Consider the following 20,057-nt stretch of genomic DNA (forward strand, 5'->3'; position numbering starts at 1 on the left):
ATTAATTTAATATGTTACAAGTACCTTTTATTAGAGAAAATAAAGAAGAAGTATTGGCAGGATTAGCCAAACGTAACTTTAAAGATGCAGAGACAATTATTAACGATGTAATTGACACAGACGAATTAAAAAGAAGTACGCAAGCTAAGCTTGACAAAGTATTGGCTGAATCTAACTCCTTAAATAAAGAAATTGGAATTCTTTTTAAATCTGGAGAAGCCAAAAAAGCAAACATATTAAAAGAAAAATCGGGACAGTTAAAGGCTAGCTCTAAAGAATTACAAGAGCAATTTAATACTGCTGAGCAAAAATTAGCAGATTTACTTTACACCATCCCAAATGTACCTAACAAAATTGTACCTGCTGGGTCTAACGAAGAAGACAATATTACTGTTTTTGAAGAAGGAGAAATTCCTACACTGGAAGAAGGAGCATTACCTCACTGGGAGTTAGCAAAAAAATACAACATAATTGATTTTGAACTAGGAAATAAAATTACTGGAGCCGGTTTCCCTGTTTACAGAGGAAAAGGAGCAAGATTACAACGTGCGTTAATCAATTATTTTTTAGATAAAAACACCGCTGCTGGATACGAAGAAACACAAGTTCCTCACTTGGTAAACGAAGCTTCTGGAATGGGAACAGGACAATTGCCCGACAAAGAAGGACAAATGTACCATGCAACAATAGATGACTTATATTTAATTCCAACTGGAGAAGTACCTTTAACTAACATCTTTAGAGGAGAATTGTTAAAAGAAGATATGTTTCCTATTTGCTTAACAGGATACACTCCTTGTTTTAGACGTGAAGCTGGTTCTTACGGAGCCCATGTTCGTGGTCTAAATAGATTGCACCAGTTTGATAAAGTAGAAATTGTAAGAATTGAACACCCTGAAAAATCTGCTGAAGCTTTAGATGGAATGGTAGATCATGTAAAAGATATTTTAAGAGAATTAAAATTACCTTATAGAATCTTAAACCTATGTGGTGGAGATTTAGGATTTACTTCTACACTAACATACGACTTTGAGGTGTTCTCTACAGGACAAGATAGATGGTTAGAAATCAGCTCGGTTTCTAACTTTGAAACTTTCCAAGCGAATCGTTTAAAATTAAGATTTAAAAACTCAGAAGGAAAAAGCACTTTAGCGCATACACTAAACGGTAGTTCATTAGCATTGCCAAGAGTATTAGCCGCTATTTTAGAAAACTACCAAACTCCTGATGGAATAAAAATTCCTGAGGTATTAGTACCATATACAGGGTTTGATTTGATTAACTAAAATCATCAAACTACAAGCATAAAAAATCCCAAGCCTACAAGTTTGGGATTTTTGTTTTACTTTAACTAAGCTAATTCATTAGCTTACCCATATAAACCTCTAAATCTTTCAGTTGGTGTTTATCTACCTGATTTAAATACACCTTAAAATAATTTTTAGCAGTATAGATTCTATACTCTAATTTACCTTTTTCTATTCTGATAATGTCTTTATGCTTGATAAGTTTGTATAAGAGATTCTTTACAACCATCTCTTCCCTTCCTAAAATTAAATAACCTCTTTTTTTCAGCACAAAAAACAGGAGTATCCAACAGGTAAAGAAAACAAGAAAAATACAATCAATAATGCCAAATGATGAACTTATAATTAAGTTGATAGCAATGGCGGATATACCAATTACTAAGTAAGTGAAAAGTAAATATTTTGTTGAATAATTTATTTGCATAGCGATTTTAATTAAAAAAACGCTCTATTTTGTGACTAACAAATTAGAGCGTTTAATGGATAAACTTAAATTAACATTCTATTTTACCGATTAAAATAGTAAACCATAAACTCTCATAGAAGGATCATCTACACTTGTAAATGTTACTGCTCTGTTGCTAAAACTAAAAGAAGAACTACTAAAACTACCTTCTCGCGTAAATACCATACCTTGAGAACTATTTAAAAAGTTGATTAACGGCTGTATGCGACTTTCAAAGAAAGCTCCATTACCTCCATCAGGTCCCGTGTATCTTAAAAATACTTTTCGCTCTTCAACGGTAGCTTTTTCAAAACAATAAAAACCGAAGAAAGCTGCACCATCACTTAGTCTCACAACTCTAATTCTAACAGAGGTAGAACAATCACCATCCGTAGCAAAGTCAGTTGAAATTGTATATTCAGTTAATACAAATCCTATAGCTCCTAAATTACTATTTACCTCATCAATCATTCTGTCATGTGCACTAGAAGTCAATGGGTTAGTACCTAAGTTAATTCTATAAAGAAATGTTTCTGGTTGTGTTATAATTTCTTCGTAATCTTTGGTGATAAATGCAGGTTGATTGTCAAAAACTATGGAGGCTGTAGTACCATTCACTGTAGAAACATAAGATCTGTCAACTGAATTAAATGCAAATTCTTCATAAACCTCTCCTCCAAACTCCAAAGCTGGGCTAATAGTCAATTTATTCTCCTCAAATAAAATCCCAAAACTAAACTCGGTTATACTTCCATCATCTAACGTAATACTTGCATTAGCAAAACCTCTAAAAGCATCGTAATTAAAATTAAACGAAGATGTCCCACTTGTATTTTCAACCTTTAAAACCTGAAAAACAGAACTGGTTGCTAACGGTAAAATATTTGCTTCCTGAGTTAAATTTGTCGTCACAGTTACTATACTTTCAGTGTCAAAATTTGTAAAACTCGTTGGGTTTAACTTTAAAAATCCAGTATTCATATTTCTAACATCTCTAAACAACAATGTTTCTCCCTCTTTTCCAAAGTATTGAAAAGTAGAAGTTCCTTTAAAACCTGTCCCTCTTAATTCCGCTATTTCAGGATTACTCACTTTTTGAATATGATTCCTTGTGGTAAAAACCAATTCGGTAGTTGTACCCGATCTGACGTCAAAAGAAGAACTCATAATATCCGTATCAGTGTCAAAATCCGAAGTCATATCTACCGTACCGTCCTCCTTAAATTTCATAAAAAAGGTAAAACCACCAAACTCATCGTTCTTCGTAAAATAGGATGCCTTATACCCTTGTTCTTTAGACGTTAACAACGTTAGTAATTCATTATTTCTTTCTGTCATTCTTATAGCTGGAGCTGTACTAAACACCTCTTGATCATCATCCCCACACGAGAATAATAATACGGCTATTAAATATAGTATGTTATGTATTTTTTTCATGTTCTTTTATTTAACTAGTTTAAGTGTAGCTTCTTCAATTAACGCTTGAAGTTCATATAAGTCAATCCCAAAATTATCTTGATAATATTCTATTACTAATCTTTCCTTAATCCTAATATATGCTTTAGCTTGTTCGCTTGTAATTCCTTCCACAATTGCATCAAAATCCGTTTTAGAATTTGTACAAATTTCAGACACCATCTCTACAAAATCTTCCTCAGGGCTACTTGATGCGTAAGCTGTTATATACCCTAATTCTCTTGCCTCTTCATCTGTTCTATTAAACCATTGAGCTGTGTAATCTGCTGGGTTTACCAATCTATATGACGGATTAAAAGGAACTGTTTGATTGAGTATATGACCATATTCGTGCTGTACTGTTTTTAAAGGTCTTTTTATACTCGTTATATCTGTAAAGTCTAAGAAATCTATATTAAAAAGTGTGATTTTAGTACCTGCCTCTGCTACACCCAATGTAATGGTGGGACTATTAGGATTGTAATTAAAACTTCCCGCTAGCGTAAAAAACCTAGGAGCAATTTTTTTTATAAAATCAGGATCTCCAGATGCTTGACTATATGGTTCTATCCAAGCCTTTAACAAAGCTTCTGCTACGGGTTTAACACTCGATTCAAATGGGGGATGTAAATATCTAGCTACATCAGTTTCGTTAATATCCCATTTGTATTGTACATCTATATTGTATGTATGCACAAAATTTTCTCTTAGCCAAATGTCCAAATCGTTTAAAATAGGTGGAGTAGTATCTATTTGACTTGCTCCCACCTCATCTGTATTTTTACAAGAAACAGCAAAACACAAAAGCAAAATAATTCGTATGTATATTGTATATTTTTTCATGATTTAATTTTTTATCTTGGATTAATATCTATCCCTAGTGCTTTAGCAGCTTCAGGAATTTGTATCGCCTTTCTATTATCCCCTTTTGTTAAAATATATTCATTCCCAAATACATCTCTATGATTCACGACCATATCATGTCGTTTTATATCAAACCACCTAAGACCATCGTTGTAAAACAAAGTTCTTTTGGTAGTTAGCACCGCATTTATCATTGCTAGTGATGCTGCAGGAATATCATAGAAAGGAGTATATAATTGTGGATCTAAAACCTCAAAAATTGCATTTACATCATCAACTGTAAAGGCATCATCTGCAACAACATACCCTTGCGTATTTACTTGATAGATAGTATTTAAATCTGCTAAAGCCAAATCTAACTGTCCTTTCATGGCGTAGGCCTCGGCTCTATTACACAACACCTCATCTGTAGATAATAAAACATAAGCAACAAATGTATCACCAGTTCCTGCAGCTTGATTTGTCACTTTAAAATATTCTCTAATTTTAGGTACATTGAAAAATAAATCACTTGATCCAAAGAATCTTCTAGACCAAGATTTACCTACTGGATTTCCTTGAAACAACTCAGAAGCGATATCTAAAGTCAATTGATATCTTGCATTGAAATGAAACCTATCATATGTAGAATTAGATGAAACCAATAATAAGTTTGCAGGTTCTATAGTAGATGTGTAAGCTATTTGAATTTGAGAATAGGTTAATGCTTGCGTTCTATAATTAGCCCAATTTCTTACAACAGCTAGAGGATCTCCGCCCAAAGCAAGATTACTATGTGCTATTACCTCATCCCAATCTCCCTTATTTAAATAAAACCGAGAAGCGAGTGCATGTGCTGCTTTTGGCGTAAAATGATATTTTGGCTGTTGATATTCATTATCCACCAATGCAATCCCTTCAAGCAAATCATCTTCAATTTTAGCATAAACATCTGCTACCGTACCTCTTTCATACGCTCCAAACAATATTGTCTCTGGTTCTGTTACATAAGGTATTCCTAAGTCTACATCTGCAGTACTTGGGTTGTATGCTTTAGAGTAAATACTTACCAACATAAAATGCGCATAAGCTCTACACAATAAAGCTTCTCCCTTTAGAGCTTGTAACTCTTCTCCTCCCCCTAGTTCTTCAATAGAAACTAATGCTTGGTTTGCCTGAGCAATTGCAGTATATGCCCTATTCCAATAATTCGTTGGAGTATCAAGATTAGTATCGCTTATATCTCTCCAAAAATACATCTCTCTATTAATCCTTTCTCCATTTGAATTATCAGTATTCGCAACTGGGCTTTTATCTCCTGCATTATCGGTCATTGGCTCTAAAAAAGGCACATACGCTCCGTTGGGATATGCAGCAACCAATAACTCTGCTATTTTGTCTGCGCTATCAATAAATGTTCTATTATCTGGTGTTTCATCAAGAACACTGTCACAAGAAACCATAAGCATAGATAAGATTATGATTCTTGCTACTTTCAATATTATATTTTTACAATCTTCCATTTTAAAATCCGATATTTAAAGTGAGTGTATACTGTCTTGTTATTGGATATGCTACCCCTCCAGATCTAAAAAATTCTGGGTCTTGCCCTCCCAGCTTATCATCTGAATACAATAGAAACAAATTGGTTCCTTGTAAAGCAACCCTCATACTCGACACATTTAGTTTGTCTACTATTTTTTTATCCAAAGAGTACCCTAAAGAGATATTCTTCATTCTAATAAAATCTCCATCTGCAACTCTTTGAGTGGAGTAATTGTAAGCACTGTAAACCCTTTCTATGGTATTCTCTCCGTATGCTTGCTCTATTTGCTTAGATATAATTGCAGGGACATTAGTTTTTAATTCATCTCCTGGAAACAACCACCTATTTGTTAACTCTCTTGGAAACACGTCTAAATCTGTATACTCTGAATCGTAAATAGGATTTAATCTTATTTTATTACCCCCTGAGAAAGAAATAAAGAAACTAAAGTTCCAGTTCTTATAAGTAAAATTATTACTTATTCCTCCAGACAAATTTGGTTCTGTTGGCCCTTCATAAACCAAATAATCCAATGGGTTATCTGTATCTTGAAAATCTATCAAATCAAAAGGTCTACTAGGGTTGTATTCTGGGTGATCTGTAAAGAACTTAGGAATTCCAAGCTCATTTAACCCCTGAAAATCAAAAGAAAAAAGAGCCCCTTTCTCAAACCCTAACGCATTCCCTTTTCCTGTACCAGAAACTAGATCAAATACATTGGGCTGTTGTTTAAGTGCTGTTATTTCTTGATTGAACTTAGAAATATTGAATGTTGTTTTCCACTTGAAATTATCCGTACGAATATTCACAGTATTTAACTGAAATTCGAATCCATTAGTGGTCATATCCGAATTGTTTCCCAGTTTTATTTCCTCACCACCAATACCTGTTGTTCTAATTAAGTCTATTAAGTCTTTTCCTTTCCTAAAATAAGCATCAACACTGGCGGTTATTCTATTCTTTAAGAAACCAACATCTATCCCTAAATTCAACTCATACGTTTTTTCCCAAGTTAGTTCTGTATTTTGAAGATCTTCTATTTGAATAAAATTCTCTCTTTGATCAGCAAACTCTCTATCTGTAATTTCATTTTTAAATACCGCTAGATTATTCGTTGCATTATCTGCCAATAACGCTACTAGCCCATAACTTGGTCTAAAAGATAAATTAGATACTAAATCGGAATCTTTTAAAAAATCCTCTTTATCTAAATTCCAACGACCTCCAACAGTATAGGTTGGCAACCATCTAGATTGAGAAGATTTTCCTGCTCTGTTAGAACCTTCGTAATTCCCTGTAAGGTTTAACACATATTTTTTTTGATAATCGTAGGTAAGTGCAGAAAAGAAAGAAATCTCTCTTTGTCTTGTTTCTAAAGACTTAAAATAAGGTCGGTCATCAATAATTGCTTTTTCTAAAATTCTAGGATCGGTAAAAACAGTTCCCCCTCTATTAAATTGATATCCATATCCGGTATTTTCACTCTCTTCTCTATCTGCATACCTATATTCCTGACCTGCGTATATTGTTAAACCATGCTTTTCATCATCAAACCTCTTAGAAAACTCTATGGTATTTCTAAAGGTGTAGGTTCTTAACGTGTTCTTACCATTTATTAATATACCTCCGTATGGTAATACAGGGACTGGCAATGCTTCAGAATCATTTGGATCATCGTATAAAAAATTATTATCATTTGCTACAATTGTCGTTTCATTAGCATTATAAGCTCCAACAACATTTGAATTTTCTTTTACTCTATGATCTGTATTAGAAGCGACATATCTTGTAGAACCTAGAAAACTATATTTTATGTTTTTGGCTACATTATAATCTAATTGAGTCTGAAACTTTAAATCAATAACATTTAACTCCAACTCATTATTTTCTAATTCATTAATTATATTAAATGGTGCCCAATTATATCTAGAATATTCCAAATCACCATTACTATCCCTTGCTCTTAGAGCTCTACTTGTATTAATTGCGTAACTAAATGGATTGATATCAAAATCTCTAGTGAAAGAACCACTTACTAAATCTTCACTCCTGGCAAAAGTCCCTGGTGCAAACTGATTTCTAATAGAACCTTGTAACTGTGTTGTTATTTTTAATTTGTCATCGTTTAAGAAATAAGTATTTCGTAGGTTTCCAGTAACTCTATTTACCTTATCTGCAACTGTCCATCCAGAATCTGTGTAGTAACTAAAAGAAGCATATGTTGTAGAGTTTTTACCACCACTAGAAAAACTAACATTATGAGTTTGAGTAGGAGTGGAACTAAACAGTTCGTTAAACCAATCTGTATTGGACAATTCGTACTGTCTTAAGAACTCTGCTCTAGCTTCGGGAGTGTTTACCAAAGCAAAAGTTCCAGTTTCACTATCATAACTATTAATAGACCTATACATAATATTGTATATCCCACCATATCTTCCTTGAAATGAATCTGGAGCTCTTAACCAACCTTTTTGATACATTTCATTGTAAACTGAAACTGTTTCTTGAGAATTTAACAAGTCGTAATTGGAGTAACTAGGTATATCTCTAACAGCAAACTCTGAAGAATAACTTACTTTAGGCTTTTGATTTCGTTTTCCTGATTTTGTAGTGATAACTATCACACCATTTAGCGCTCTAGCTCCATATAGAGCAGAAGCTGATGCATCCTTTAAGATTTCAAAGCTTTCTATGTCTGAGGCATTTAATCCTGCAACGGCAGAACTTAATAAGGTGTTTGTATCTCCAGAAACCAATTCTGATACGGACACGTTCACAATTTCTTCTTGAATTACTCCATCTACAATCCAAATAGGTTTTGTATCTCCTAAAATAGAAGAGGAACCTCTAATAGTAATTCTGGGAGCAGCACCAAATGTACCTGTTACATTTTGAACACTTACCCCTGTAGATCGTCCTTCTAAAGATCTTGAAACATCAGGAACACCATCTAATTTAATTTCTTCAGCCTTTATGTTTTGGGAGGCTCCCGTAAATAATTCTTTGCTGATGGTTTGGTAACCTGTAATAACTACCGCATCTAGAGCCTCTAGATCTTCTTGCATTACTATATCTAAAACAGTAATATTCGCTACGGTCCGAGTTTCCGTCTTCATACCGATGTAGATAAATTCTAGCACATCACCTTTTTTAGTTTCTATGCTGTAATCTCCTTCAAAATCTGAGACGATTCCTTTTTGGCTACCTTTAATCAAAACTGTTACACCTCCAAGCGGTGTTCCAGAAACGTCTTTAATGGTACCTGTGACTGTTTTTTTAGCCTGTGCATAACCACCTTCAATAAAGAGAATTGAAAACAGTAGCATGAGCCAAGATAATTTTAGTTTCATGTTGAGAATAATTTTATTAGGTTGACTATAAATTTCTCAAACAAAAACAACTAACAAACTGCTAATTAGCAGTTTAAACAAAAACTGATTTTACTAAAATTATCATAATAAAAAAATAAGACAGATGATTTTAATTGCTTCGTAATATTTTAGCATCTTTTTCTACGCAATCTTAGTTTAAGAAGTAAAAAACGAAAATTTAACAAAAAATCGTTTTTTGTTTTTTTAAACCTTTGTTTAACCAACAACTTCTACTTAAATGTTTGTTAAACTTTTAGATTATTTACAAAAAAAGCCTGTGTACATAGTGTACACAGGCTTTAAGGATTATAAATAGTAAAGCTTTTAAAAATTAGCTTCCATTTTTTCTTTAATTAAATCTAACCTAAGATTCCCAACAGAACCAATATGTGTATGATTTACATTTAAATCTGGCTTAAATTCTCCCTTTTCTATCTTAGCTCCAACAATTTTATAAGCATCTCTAAACGGAGTTCCTTCTTGTACCAAAGCATTTACCTCCTCTACACTAAAAATATACTTATACTTATCATCGGCAACTATGTTTTCTGTAATGATGATATTTTCTAAAGAGAACACCATCATATCTAAACAAGATTTTAACGTAGAAACAGAAGGAACCAAACCTTCTTTTACCAATTGTAAATCTCTATGATAACCACTTGGTAAATTATTTGTAATTAACGTTAACTCGTATGGTAGAGCTTGTAATTTGTTACATTTTCCACGAATTAATTCAAAAACATCTGGATTCTTTTTATGTGGCATAATACTAGAACCTGTTGTTAACTCGTCTGGAAAAGCAATAAATCCAAAATTCTGACTCATATACAAACAAATATCCATACTCATTTTAGACAAGGTTGCAGACAAACTTGCAATGGCAAAAGAAATAGACTTCTCTAACTTTCCACGTCCCATTTGAGCCGCTACTGAATTCACCTTTAAAGTTTCAAAACCTAACTCTTTAGTGGTCATTTCTCTATCAATAGGAAAAGAAGAACCGTAACCTGCAGCAGAACCTAACGGATTCTGATCTGCTACCTTGTAAGCAGCATCTAAAAAGTACACATCGTCTATTAAACTCTCTGCATAAGCAGAAAACCACATTCCAAAAGAAGATGGCATTGCCACTTGTAAATGCGTATATCCTGGTAATAAATGATTCTTATATTTCTCAGCCAATTCTAGCAACAAATCAAACAATTTCTTTGCCCAATCTTTTAATTCTAAAATAGCATCTTTGGAATATAAATGCACATCTAATAAAACCTGATCGTTACGAGAACGTGCTGTATGAATTTTCTTACCTGCATCACCTAACTTCTCCGTTAACAACCATTCCACTTTAGAATGCACATCTTCAAAAGAATCTTCAATGGTAAAAGTTCCGTCTTCTACAGTTTTTAAAATGTTTTTTAATTCTGCTAATAAACCCTCTAACTCTTCATCAGAAATAGTTCCTATAGAATTTAACATTTTAGTCTGAGCCATATTCCCTAACACATCGTATTTAGCCAATTCTAAATCCAATTCTCTGTCATTACCTACCGTAAAAATGTCTATTTTCTTATCTGTAGCGTATCCTTTATCCCAAAGTTTCATCGATTCTCTTTTAAATATGACTGCAAAGATACTGTTTTTCGTCTTTACGAAAGAACCCTAATCTACTCCTCTTCTTCCTTTTGCAAGACCTTTAAAATTACAATACCTATCCTAGGCAAAATAAAGGTTATGGTTCCAAAAAGAGTAGTTAAAAAAGATACTTTTAAGCCCATAGCCAATATTCCTGCCTCAATACCTCCCTTTGCTCCAATTACGTCAAAAGCGGTAATCATTCCAATAATAGAACCTAAAAAACCAATAACCAAACCAAGAACACTAATTTCCGATGCTAGGCCTGTCATTCTTTTTGACCTTTTAACATCTTTTTTAAGATTTAGGAAGCCCAACACAACAAAAGCAATGGACAACACCAAACAGATTAAAATAAGAGACATAAACAAAGGCCCTCCTTCCATAAACCTATCGACAAAAGGATTAGAGAATAATACAAAATTTGCAACTAAAGTTTTCATAATAAATACAATTAAATTAAACACTGTTCAAACTTAGTTTACTTTTAAATTCATAAATTCCAAATGCGACAAACAACCAGTTTACGAACTCTTTTAACTATTTGTAGAAACCGTTTTAAAATTGGTCATTCGTCTATAAAAAACAATCATAAATTAAAAATACAGTACTATTGTAAAGCTGTTACCTTAAAATGATTCGAAAATTTATATATCATAAAATTAACCAATTCCTTCTCCATGGCTTCTTTTGGTCTTTGGTATTACTTTTTTACACTTACTTTTTTGGCTTTAATAGTAACGATTTTCACTATATATTATCTTTCTCCTTATTCTTAATGCCTATTACCATAGCAACTACCTATGTGTTTATTTATAAAGTAATACCCAACTACCTAATTACAAAAAAGTATTTTCTATTTATTTTATACAGCAGTTACACATTTATTATCTCTGCATACCTAATTGTTGTCTCTGTTTTCTTTGGATTGATTTATCTATCTAAAATGAAGTACAATAACATGGCTCCTGTTAGTAAAAGCATCCTTTTTGTTTTTACCGGTGTATATATAGTCGTAATAGCGGTTAGTGCTTTTAAGCTCCTTAATTTAAACTTAAAACAAATTGAAAAATCTAAAGATCTACAAACCAAAATTTTAGAAGCTCAATTAAAATTAAAAGAACAGGAGTTAAAATATTTAAAAACACAAATCCACCCTCATTTCTTGTTTAACACCCTAAACACTATTTATGGTTTTGCATTAAAAAAGTCTGATGAAACTCCAGATATTATCCTAAAACTTTCGGAACTGTTAGATTACATTTTGTACAAAGTAGAAAAACCACTGGTTTCTTTAAATGAAGAAATTAATCATTTAAGGAATTATATTGAACTAGAAAAAGTGCGTTTTAAAGACACACTTTTGGTTGACTTTAATCTACAGGAAATTCCCAATACAATAAAAATTGCTCCAATGCTACTATTATCGTTTACAGAGAATAGTTTTAAGCATGGAAGCATTAAAAACAACAAGCTGCACATTAAAATAGACATCAAACACTTTAACAACCAGCTAAACTTTTATATAGAAAATACTTATTTAGAACCCTCATCTAAAAGCACAGGTATAGGCTTAAAAAACACAAAAAAAAGACTAGATTTATTATATCCTAACAAATACCTATTAGATATAAAGACCGAAAACAGACTTTATATAGTTAACCTAAAAATAGATTTATCATAGTTTGAAACAATTAAAAAACATATCGTGTATTATTGTGGACGACGAAAGTATTGCTAGAGAAATAATAGCCACACATCTGTCCAAAATAGACCATGTAACTATTATAAATTCTTTTGGCAACGCGATAGATGCAATTAACTTTCTTAGAAACACTTCTGTTGATTTAATTTTTCTGGACATTAACATGCCCGATATTACAGGCATCGCTTTTGCAAAAGCTATAGACCCTAGCATAAAAATTATATTTACCACAGCCTATAGAGATTATGCAGTAGAAGGTTTTGAACTACAGGCTGTAGATTATTTATTAAAACCTATTTCCTTTGATAGAATTCTAAAAGCCATTACCAACTTTTCTAACAGCCAATCAACTCTCACACCGCAAACTGCTAACGACTTTATATTTGTTAGATCTGACAGAAAAATGGTTAAAGTTAATTTTAACGACATTAACTACATAGAGAGCTTTAGCGATTATCTTAAAATTCACCTAGAAGCGCAAACCGTAGTTACTAGAGAAACTATTTCTTCTATTAAAGAAAAACTCCCACCTAATAAATTCCTAAGAATTCATAGATCTTATATTATTCCCATTCATAAAATTAGCTCTTATACCAACGAAGAAATTATCATCCATAACAAATCATTTCCTATAAGTAGAAGCTATAAAAATGAAATTTTAAACAAGCTGAACTCTTTTTAAACCTATTCTCTATCCCAATGCTTATACATTTCTATTTCCTTTAAAGCAGATTCGTGAAGCAGGTCCTGAAACACCGTGTTTAACTCTTTTGTTTTAACAGGATTAAAGGTTTTTGGCTCCTTAATTTTATCAAATTCCTCCTTCTTAATTTTATGAGCATCAATTATTAAATAGTCAAATGATGATTTTACAGATGTTTTAAGTTTAAAATCTATTTTTATCTCTTCTAACGTTTTATCCAACAAAAAACGCTCTCTTCTTTTCTGCAAAGTTACTTTTCTATCTACCCCAAAAAAATCGTGAGATGAATTAGAAAAGAATTTTAACTGATACTTTTTTCCAACTTTTGTAAAGAATATATTCCCTTTATAATCTTTTCTTTCTATAGAAAAACCTAAGGCTTTAAACTTTCCTGAGCTCTTTCCTTCCGCATGTTCATAATTGGCCTTTACCAATGCATAAGACTCCACCGAAACATACATTTTCCCTTTAAAAACACCTTTCTTTTTAGGAGTAAAATCAATAATGTACACCTCTTCGTTATTTAGTTTGGTTATACCATCAATGTGGTAATTATATCGATTGGTTTTGTGTAAAAACTCCCATCCCTTTTTGTTGTTAAAATTTAGCCATGCCGCTCCAGAAAAAAGGCTTCTTCTTAATCTCTTTATGTTATTGGGAGAAATATTACCTAAAGAATCCGTATCCATTTCAATTTTCTTTTTAATGATACCACTCTTCACTCTCCAATACTCTTTCTTTTCTAAATTAGCATACTCTTCATTAAACGTTTTAAAAATCCCTACCTCATCTATCTTTTCTGTTTCATAAAGACTCACCTTTTTAGGTACTAATTTAACATCGGTCCCTTTTTTCTCCCTCTGCGACAAATACAAATCTCCTAACACCCCAAACTGTTCCGTAGAATGCTTAGGTGCGGTTCTTTCTATTTCCTCCAATTTAGATTTAGACAACCACGGAATGGTTCCCTTTTTAAAATCCATATCTAGCTCTTCTACATCTTCACTAGCATAAGATCTATAAAAAGCATTATTAACCTTTATTTTATGATACAGATAATTCTTACCTCTATTTTCTAATATTTTTTCTACAATTTTCTCCGCAGATAAGTTTTTACCGGTCAACACAACAGGATTTATCTCTGTAATATCTTTGACCAAATCAATATTTAAAAAATCTTTTGAAATGTCTTTTAAAGCCAACGTTTTAGTCTTGTAACCTACTGCCTGAAAACTTATAGAATCTTGAGTTTGGGTTTCCCTATAAACCACTTTAAACTCCCCCTCTTCATTTGCAATGGTTCCAACCGCACTTTTCTTAAGAATAACAGTTACAAAAGGAATGGGTTCTTTGGTATCTTTTTCTAAAACTTTTCCTGTTAACACTTTTTGAGCATAGCTACCAACAGCTGTTAAACCCACTAAAAAAAGGAATAGGTATTTCTGTTTCATTCATTTTTATTTTACGTCGTAAAAGTATTTAGCAAATAGCATACCTTAAATTGATTTAAGTCAACTTCATACTTTAATTACTCAAATCACATTTCTTACCAAACGTCAATGCACGCGTTTTTATAAACCCTCAACTTTGTGATGTAATTAAATCATACATCATGAAAAATCACAAAATTATTGGCTTACTCTATCTTTCTATAGCCATTATAGGAGGATTTAGTATGGGATACGCTCCAATGCAACTAATAGACATTCACAATATTCCAGACACGCTTCAACTGTTAAAACAAAACCTACAACTATTTCAGTTTAGTATTTTGGGAGACGGAATTGTAGTAATTCTAGAACTTTTTATCACCATACTACTATTTCAATTCTTTGAAAAGACAAACAAAACCTGGAGCGAAATTGCCAAATTATCTCGATACGCAATGGCCATTATCATGGCTCTAAACTTGGTAAATTATATCATCCCTCTGCACAGTATTAACAATAAAACTACCACTAATAGTTTGTTAAACTTCTGTCTGCAAGCTCATTTTTATACGGTTTACATATGGCAAGTCTTTTTTGGAATACACATGATTGCTTTAGCTGTTTTAACCTGTAAACATCCCAAGTTTTCTAAAATTTTATCCGTACTACTACTCTTAGGCGGAATAGGATACTTGCTAGATTGTACTGTGTACTTTACAGGAATTCAGAACAATATTTTTACCACCATTGCTAATATTCTATTAGCTGCAGCTGTACTATCAGAATTAAGCTTTGCCATACTACTAATAGTTAAAAGAATAGAAGACTGATGAACACACTCTATTTTGACCAACAAAAGAAGCTCTTAAGCACCCTTTGGATATTTGTAACCTTAAACTACCTGTACTGCGATGTAATGAGTTTAATGGATGCCAATCTTTTAAGACAATATTTAACAGGCAAGATAGATGGGCTAACCTTAGATGCTAATTTTCTTTTAGCTGCAGCAATTCTAATGGAACTACCCATAGCCATGATATTGCTCTCTAAAATTTTATCTCCAGTATACAATTGCTGGGCTAACATAATTGTTGCATCCATAAAAACCTTAGCAATGACAGCCTCCCTTTTTATTGGAACTACAAGCAGTTACTATCTATTTTTTGCTTCTATAGAAATAGCAACCACCTTATTTATTATTGGTTATTGTTGGTACTGGAAAAATAAATTAACTCAATAAGCAACCTTTTATTAATAACACGTCTATACTATATGTCGCTATACAAATCGAAAGAAAAAAAAGAAGAGATTCTTAATTTATACAATCAAAAATTAAAAGAACTAGATATTGACTATCAATACAAAACAGTTTACACTAGTTTTGGAACTACCAATATTATTACTTGTGGTACGCAAACAAATCCTCCCATAATTTTACTCCACGGCTCTAATGCTTGTGCTCCTATTGCTATTGAAACCTATAGAGAATTAGTACCTCATTTTAGTGTTTATGCTATAGACATTTTAGCACAGCCCAACAAGAGTGATGAAATAAGATTAAATATGAAAGATAATTCTTATGGAAAATGGATGAATGAAGTTATTAATGCTCTACAACTTGAAAACGTTACCCTTGCTGGTTTTTCTTTTGGTGGTTTGGTTGTTTTAAAAACCTTAGAATACAATGAAACTAAAATTAGCAACGCATATTTATCTGCACCTGCATACATTGTAAATGGCAATCCATTAAAGGCTTTGTTTAAGGTTTTTATACCTATGAAAAAATTTATAAGAACCAAAAAGAAAAAGCACTTAGAAAAATTTTTAAAAGAAATTTTTAGCGAAACAGATCCTTTTGCTTTACAATTTTTATCAAAAGTGTTGCCTAATTTTAATATGGACTTTACTCCTGTTCCTACTATTTCTACACAAAAAGCAAAGGCTATAAAAACTCCTATTGTATTATTTGCAGCCGAAAACGATCTTATGTTTCCAGGTAAAAAAATGATCCAAAGAGCTATTAAAACAATGCCCTCTTTAAAAAATCATCAATTATTTAAAAACTCTAATCACGTTTTTAACAACGCAAACAACCACACTGTTTGTGCTCTTATTATAAACAACAAAACATTAAACTAAGACCATGAAAATAATATTACAAAAGAACAATCCCATTTATTTTATTCTATTACTAACAACTCTTTCGCTTTTATCATGTACTAGTAATGATGATATTCCTGAACCTATAGATGATACGGTTGTTTCTATACCTGACATTCATTTTGAAAAAAAACTAATTGAATTAGGTATAGATACCGACCAAAAAATCAATCAAAGAATCTCAAAAATCGATGCGCAAAGTGTAACATCTCTAAATTTAAACAAGTATTCTAATTTTGGAAAAATAGAAGATTTATCGGGTATTGAAGGTTTTACAAATATTACTTTTTTAGCTGCAGCCAATCAAAAGCTAACTGATATTGATTTAAGTTCGAATACTAAAATAGACTCTTTATACTTATTCGGAAATTCAATTAAAGAAATAAACTTGAGTAAAAACACTTCTCTAAAGTTTGTGAATTTAGAAGCTAACGAATTACACACCGTACAAGGACTACCTTATGCCACTCAACTTAGAACCCTAAATTTATCTTGGAATAATTTCGTAGACTTTAACCTAATTAATAATTCTGTAGAGGTGCTATACATAACTCACAACACACTAGAGAATTTTGACATTACACAAGCTCCCAATCTTAAAAACATATTAGCCATTAGTAGCAATATACCTTATGTAGACCTAAGTAAAAACACCAAACTAGAGACCTTAGTAATATCTGGCAATCCACTAGAAGAAATGGACTTACAACACAACATCAATCTAACCCATGTTTACATGTCTAGCACTCAATTATCTCAACTAGATATTAGTCACAACAAAAAATTAATTGATTTAAGAATTGATAGAAACCCAAGTTTAACTTGTATTCAAAAAGGAGAAAATCAAGAAATTCCAACACTATCATTATCAGACTACCAAAGTCTAAGTGAAAACTGTGATTAATTGTGTTGTTTTATTTTTTCGAAAACACGCTTTTTAATTCGACTATAAGATTCCGGAGTTACCCCTATATAACTAGCAATAATTACTTGTGGAACTCTATGTATTAGGTTAGGTTGTTTGTTTATTAAAGCTACAAAACGTTCTTCGGGTGTAGATGTAATAAAATCAGACAACCTATCTTGCATTTTACCCGCTTCCTTTTCTACCTCTATTCTAATTAGTTTCTCTAATCTTGGAACACGCTCAATCATATCTTCAATTAAAGATTCAGTCCCAACAGTTACAATGCAATCTTCTAAACACTGAATGTACGATTTAGATGGAGTTCCAGAGGTTTCGCTTGTAAAGGCAGTTACCGGATCTCCCTCTGTAAAAAAAGAAACCGTTTTTTCTACCCCATCTTTAATAACAAACTCTCGTATACAACCCTTAACAACAGCATAGCACTGTTTTGCTACCTCTCCTTCTCTTAAAAGATAGTCTCCTTTTTGGGTTTCTCTTAACACTGTGTTATCTACAATAATAGTTACCTCATCGGGTGTTAAAAAGCCAAAACTCTCTATAAACTGTTTTAAAATTTCTTGCATAAAAAAAACCGTGTTAAACACGGTTTTAAAGTTAGACTATTTTCTTTAGAATATCTATGTAAAACGCTACTCCATCGTAGACCTCTTGTACATAAATAAACTCATCTGCCGAGTGAGATCTTAGAGAGTCTCCTGGTCCCATTTTTATAGATTGACAATTCAATCTGCATTGATCTGACAACGTAGGAGATCCATATGTTTTCTTCCCCATAGACACCCCCGCTTTTACAATCTCGTGATTTGGATCTATAAAAGAGGAATTTAGTCTTAACGATCGAGGCAATACTTCACTCTCTGTGTGCTTGGCAATGATCTCTGCTATTTCTTGGTTTGTATATTTATCTGTAACCCTACAATCTACCACAAAGCTCAATTCAGAAGGCACAACATTGTGTTGTTTCCCCGCATTAATTTGCGAAACGGTCATCTTAACTTCTCCCAAAGCCTCAGATATTTCTGGAAACTTATAGCTGTTAAACCACTCCAAATCTTTTATTACTTTAAAGATAGGGTTGAATTCATTCTTGATATGTGCTGCATGTCCTGGTGTACCCGTAACTTTACCATCAAAAACAACCAGTCCTTTTTCAGCAATAGCTAAATCTAACAAAGTAGGTTCCCCAACAATGGCAAAATCTATTTTAGGCAAAATTGGCTGCATGTAAGCAATTCCATTTTCTCCAGAAATTTCCTCCTCTGCAGTTGCAGCTAACACAAAATTGTATTTTAAATCTTTTTGTTCGTAGAAATATAAAAAAGCAGCAATTAACCCTACCAAACAACCTCCGGCATCGTTAGAACCTAAACCATAGAGCTTATCTCCCTCTATTTTTGCCTCAAAAGGATTACGTGTATATGCCTGGTTGGGCTTTACAGTATCGTGATGAGAGTTTAATAAAATGGTTGGTTTGCTTTCATCAAAGTGTTTGTTTACAGCCCAAATGTTATGCAAATCTCGTTTTACAGCAACACCTCTCTCTGTTAACCAGTCTAGCAATAACACCGCTGTAGGATCTTCTTCTTTAGAAAAAGATTGTGTCTGTATTAATGTTTGTAAAAGCGCTAACGCTTCTTTTTGTAAATTTTCTATCACTTCTCGATATTATTTTTCGTTCCTCAAAATCACTCGAAGTGACATTTAAAGTGTTAGCGTTGTAAACAACTGTTCTTTATCTCTAATTACTGTCGGATTTCCAATAATTACCTCTGACACTCCTTGCCCTAAAGCATTAAAACAGTTTTCCATTTTTGGCAACATTCCATCTGCAATAATACCATCTGCTTTTAGCTGAGCATACTTTCCTGAGTTGATATTCGTAATTACCGAATTATCATCATCTATAGAAGTTAACACTCCATTTTTCTCAAAGGTGTATACCAAAGAAACATCATATAATTTAGACATTCCAACAGCAATAGTACTTGCAATGGTATCTGCATTGGTATTCAACAACTGCCCTTTTCCATTGTGTGTAATGGCACAAAAAACAGGAGTCATACCTCCTTCTATAAACGTACTTATATTTTTTTCGTTGATTCCATCAACATCACCAGCAAAACCATAATCTACATCGGTAACTACACGTTTGTGTGCTTGGATTGAATTTCCATCTGCACCGGACAATCCCAATGCATTACAATTGAAACTCTGTAAGGTTGCAGCAATATTTTTGTTTAACAAACCTGCATACACCATCGTTACAATTTCTAAAGTAGCCTCATCTGTTACTCTACGACCATTGATCATAGTTGCTTTAATTCCTAAATCACCTGCCAGTTGTGTAGCACGTTTTCCCCCTCCGTGAACTAAAATTTTATTCCCTTCTAACGCTGCAAAATCTTGTAAAAAGCTTTGCAATGCTTCTGGATTGTTAATTACGTTCCCTCCTACTTTTACGATGGTTAGTTTTTGTTTCATTTTATGGCTTTAGGCCGTACGCTATAAGCTATAAGCATAATGCCTACC

General features: G+C 32.6%; 18 protein-coding genes. 7 read left to right on the forward strand and 11 right to left on the reverse strand.

Annotation, left to right across the window (positions count from 1 at the left end):
- Nucleotides 1-11: 11 nt before the first annotated feature.
- Entirely contained in the window at nt 12-1,286 is a 1,275-nt protein-coding gene (serS, locus tag ACXHHC_RS09050) for a serine--tRNA ligase (RefSeq protein WP_458226045.1), read from the forward strand.
- Between the two features lie 70 nt (nt 1,287-1,356).
- Here the strand turns inward: serS and ACXHHC_RS09055 are convergent, their stop codons facing one another.
- The 7 genes from ACXHHC_RS09055 to ACXHHC_RS09085 all read right to left on the reverse strand — a co-directional run bounded on the left by ACXHHC_RS09055 (nt 1,357) and on the right by ACXHHC_RS09085 (nt 11,045).
- Nucleotides 1,357-1,578 carry a hypothetical protein gene (locus ACXHHC_RS09055; protein WP_458226046.1) on the reverse strand — a complete coding sequence of 74 codons (222 nt, stop codon included), beginning with the start codon at nt 1,576-1,578 and terminating at the stop codon, nt 1,357-1,359.
- A gap of 243 nt (nt 1,579-1,821) precedes the next feature.
- Nucleotides 1,822-3,189 (reverse strand): DUF4302 domain-containing protein, encoded by a 1,368-nt coding sequence (locus tag ACXHHC_RS09060; protein WP_458226047.1) that lies wholly within the window; start codon nt 3,187-3,189, stop codon nt 1,822-1,824.
- 6 nt (nt 3,190-3,195) lie between these two features.
- Nucleotides 3,196-4,050, reverse strand: coding sequence for a substrate import-associated zinc metallohydrolase lipoprotein (locus tag ACXHHC_RS09065; protein ID WP_458226048.1), 855 nt, complete (start codon nt 4,048-4,050; stop codon nt 3,196-3,198).
- A gap of 11 nt (nt 4,051-4,061) precedes the next feature.
- The gene (locus ACXHHC_RS09070; protein ID WP_458226049.1) at nt 4,062-5,549 is read right to left on the reverse strand and encodes a RagB/SusD family nutrient uptake outer membrane protein; all 1,488 of its coding nucleotides are present in this window, start codon (nt 5,547-5,549) and stop codon (nt 4,062-4,064) included.
- Between the two features lie 25 nt (nt 5,550-5,574).
- Nucleotides 5,575-8,946, reverse strand: a complete 3,372-nt coding sequence (locus tag ACXHHC_RS09075; RefSeq protein WP_458226050.1) for a SusC/RagA family TonB-linked outer membrane protein — start codon at nt 8,944-8,946, stop codon at nt 5,575-5,577.
- A gap of 345 nt (nt 8,947-9,291) precedes the next feature.
- Nucleotides 9,292-10,572 (reverse strand): argininosuccinate lyase, encoded by a 1,281-nt coding sequence (gene argH / locus ACXHHC_RS09080; RefSeq protein ID WP_458226051.1) that lies wholly within the window; start codon nt 10,570-10,572, stop codon nt 9,292-9,294.
- Nucleotides 10,573-10,634: 62 nt separating this feature from the next.
- Nucleotides 10,635-11,045, reverse strand: coding sequence for a MotA/TolQ/ExbB proton channel family protein (locus ACXHHC_RS09085; RefSeq protein ID WP_458226052.1), 411 nt, complete (start codon nt 11,043-11,045; stop codon nt 10,635-10,637).
- A gap of 191 nt (nt 11,046-11,236) precedes the next feature.
- Between ACXHHC_RS09085 and ACXHHC_RS09090 the strand changes: the two genes are divergently transcribed.
- On the forward strand, nt 11,237-12,286 hold the full coding sequence (locus tag ACXHHC_RS09090; RefSeq protein WP_458226053.1) for a sensor histidine kinase: 1,050 nt from the start codon (nt 11,237-11,239) through the stop codon (nt 12,284-12,286).
- Between the two features lies 1 nt (nt 12,287).
- Nucleotides 12,288-12,989, forward strand: coding sequence for a LytR/AlgR family response regulator transcription factor (locus ACXHHC_RS09095; RefSeq protein WP_458226054.1), 702 nt, complete (start codon nt 12,288-12,290; stop codon nt 12,987-12,989).
- A gap of 2 nt (nt 12,990-12,991) precedes the next feature.
- Here ACXHHC_RS09095 and ACXHHC_RS09100 read toward each other — a convergent pair whose 3' ends face one another.
- Nucleotides 12,992-14,461: a carboxypeptidase-like regulatory domain-containing protein gene (locus ACXHHC_RS09100; protein ID WP_458226055.1), complete on the reverse strand. Its 1,470-nt coding sequence runs from the start codon at nt 14,459-14,461 to the stop codon at nt 12,992-12,994.
- Between the two features lie 161 nt (nt 14,462-14,622).
- Here ACXHHC_RS09100 and ACXHHC_RS09105 point away from each other — a divergent pair, with 161 nt between their 5' ends.
- Genes ACXHHC_RS09105 through ACXHHC_RS09120 form a run of 4 tightly spaced genes read left to right on the forward strand, consistent with a single transcriptional unit; the run spans nt 14,623 to nt 17,504 of the window.
- Complete coding sequence (locus ACXHHC_RS09105) at nt 14,623-15,270, forward strand: DUF4386 domain-containing protein (RefSeq protein ID WP_458226056.1); 648 nt, start codon at nt 14,623-14,625, stop codon at nt 15,268-15,270.
- Nucleotides 15,270-15,680, forward strand: coding sequence for a DUF6326 family protein (locus ACXHHC_RS09110; RefSeq protein ID WP_458226057.1), 411 nt, complete (start codon nt 15,270-15,272; stop codon nt 15,678-15,680). The genes ACXHHC_RS09105 and ACXHHC_RS09110 overlap by 1 nt, the downstream gene beginning before the upstream one ends.
- A 32-nt stretch (nt 15,681-15,712) precedes the next feature.
- Nucleotides 15,713-16,579, forward strand: a complete 867-nt coding sequence (locus ACXHHC_RS09115; protein WP_458226058.1) for an alpha/beta hydrolase — start codon at nt 15,713-15,715, stop codon at nt 16,577-16,579.
- Nucleotides 16,580-16,583: 4 nt separating this feature from the next.
- The gene (locus ACXHHC_RS09120; RefSeq protein WP_458226059.1) at nt 16,584-17,504 is read left to right on the forward strand and encodes a hypothetical protein; all 921 of its coding nucleotides are present in this window, start codon (nt 16,584-16,586) and stop codon (nt 17,502-17,504) included.
- Here ACXHHC_RS09120 and ACXHHC_RS09125 read toward each other — a convergent pair.
- From ACXHHC_RS09125 to argB, 3 genes are read right to left on the reverse strand one after another with little or no spacing between them, the layout of a single operon-like run.
- Entirely contained in the window at nt 17,501-18,091 is a 591-nt protein-coding gene (locus tag ACXHHC_RS09125) for a Crp/Fnr family transcriptional regulator (protein ID WP_458226060.1), read from the reverse strand. The genes ACXHHC_RS09120 and ACXHHC_RS09125 overlap by 4 nt on opposite strands.
- Nucleotides 18,092-18,122: 31 nt before the next feature.
- Nucleotides 18,123-19,184 (reverse strand): M20 family metallo-hydrolase, encoded by a 1,062-nt coding sequence (locus tag ACXHHC_RS09130; RefSeq protein WP_458226061.1) that lies wholly within the window; start codon nt 19,182-19,184, stop codon nt 18,123-18,125.
- Nucleotides 19,185-19,229: 45 nt separating this feature from the next.
- Nucleotides 19,230-20,009, reverse strand: coding sequence for an acetylglutamate kinase (gene argB / locus ACXHHC_RS09135; RefSeq protein WP_458226062.1), 780 nt, complete (start codon nt 20,007-20,009; stop codon nt 19,230-19,232).
- Between the last annotated feature and the right edge of the window lie 48 nt (nt 20,010-20,057).

This window comes from Wenyingzhuangia sp. IMCC45574 (genome assembly GCF_054182685.1).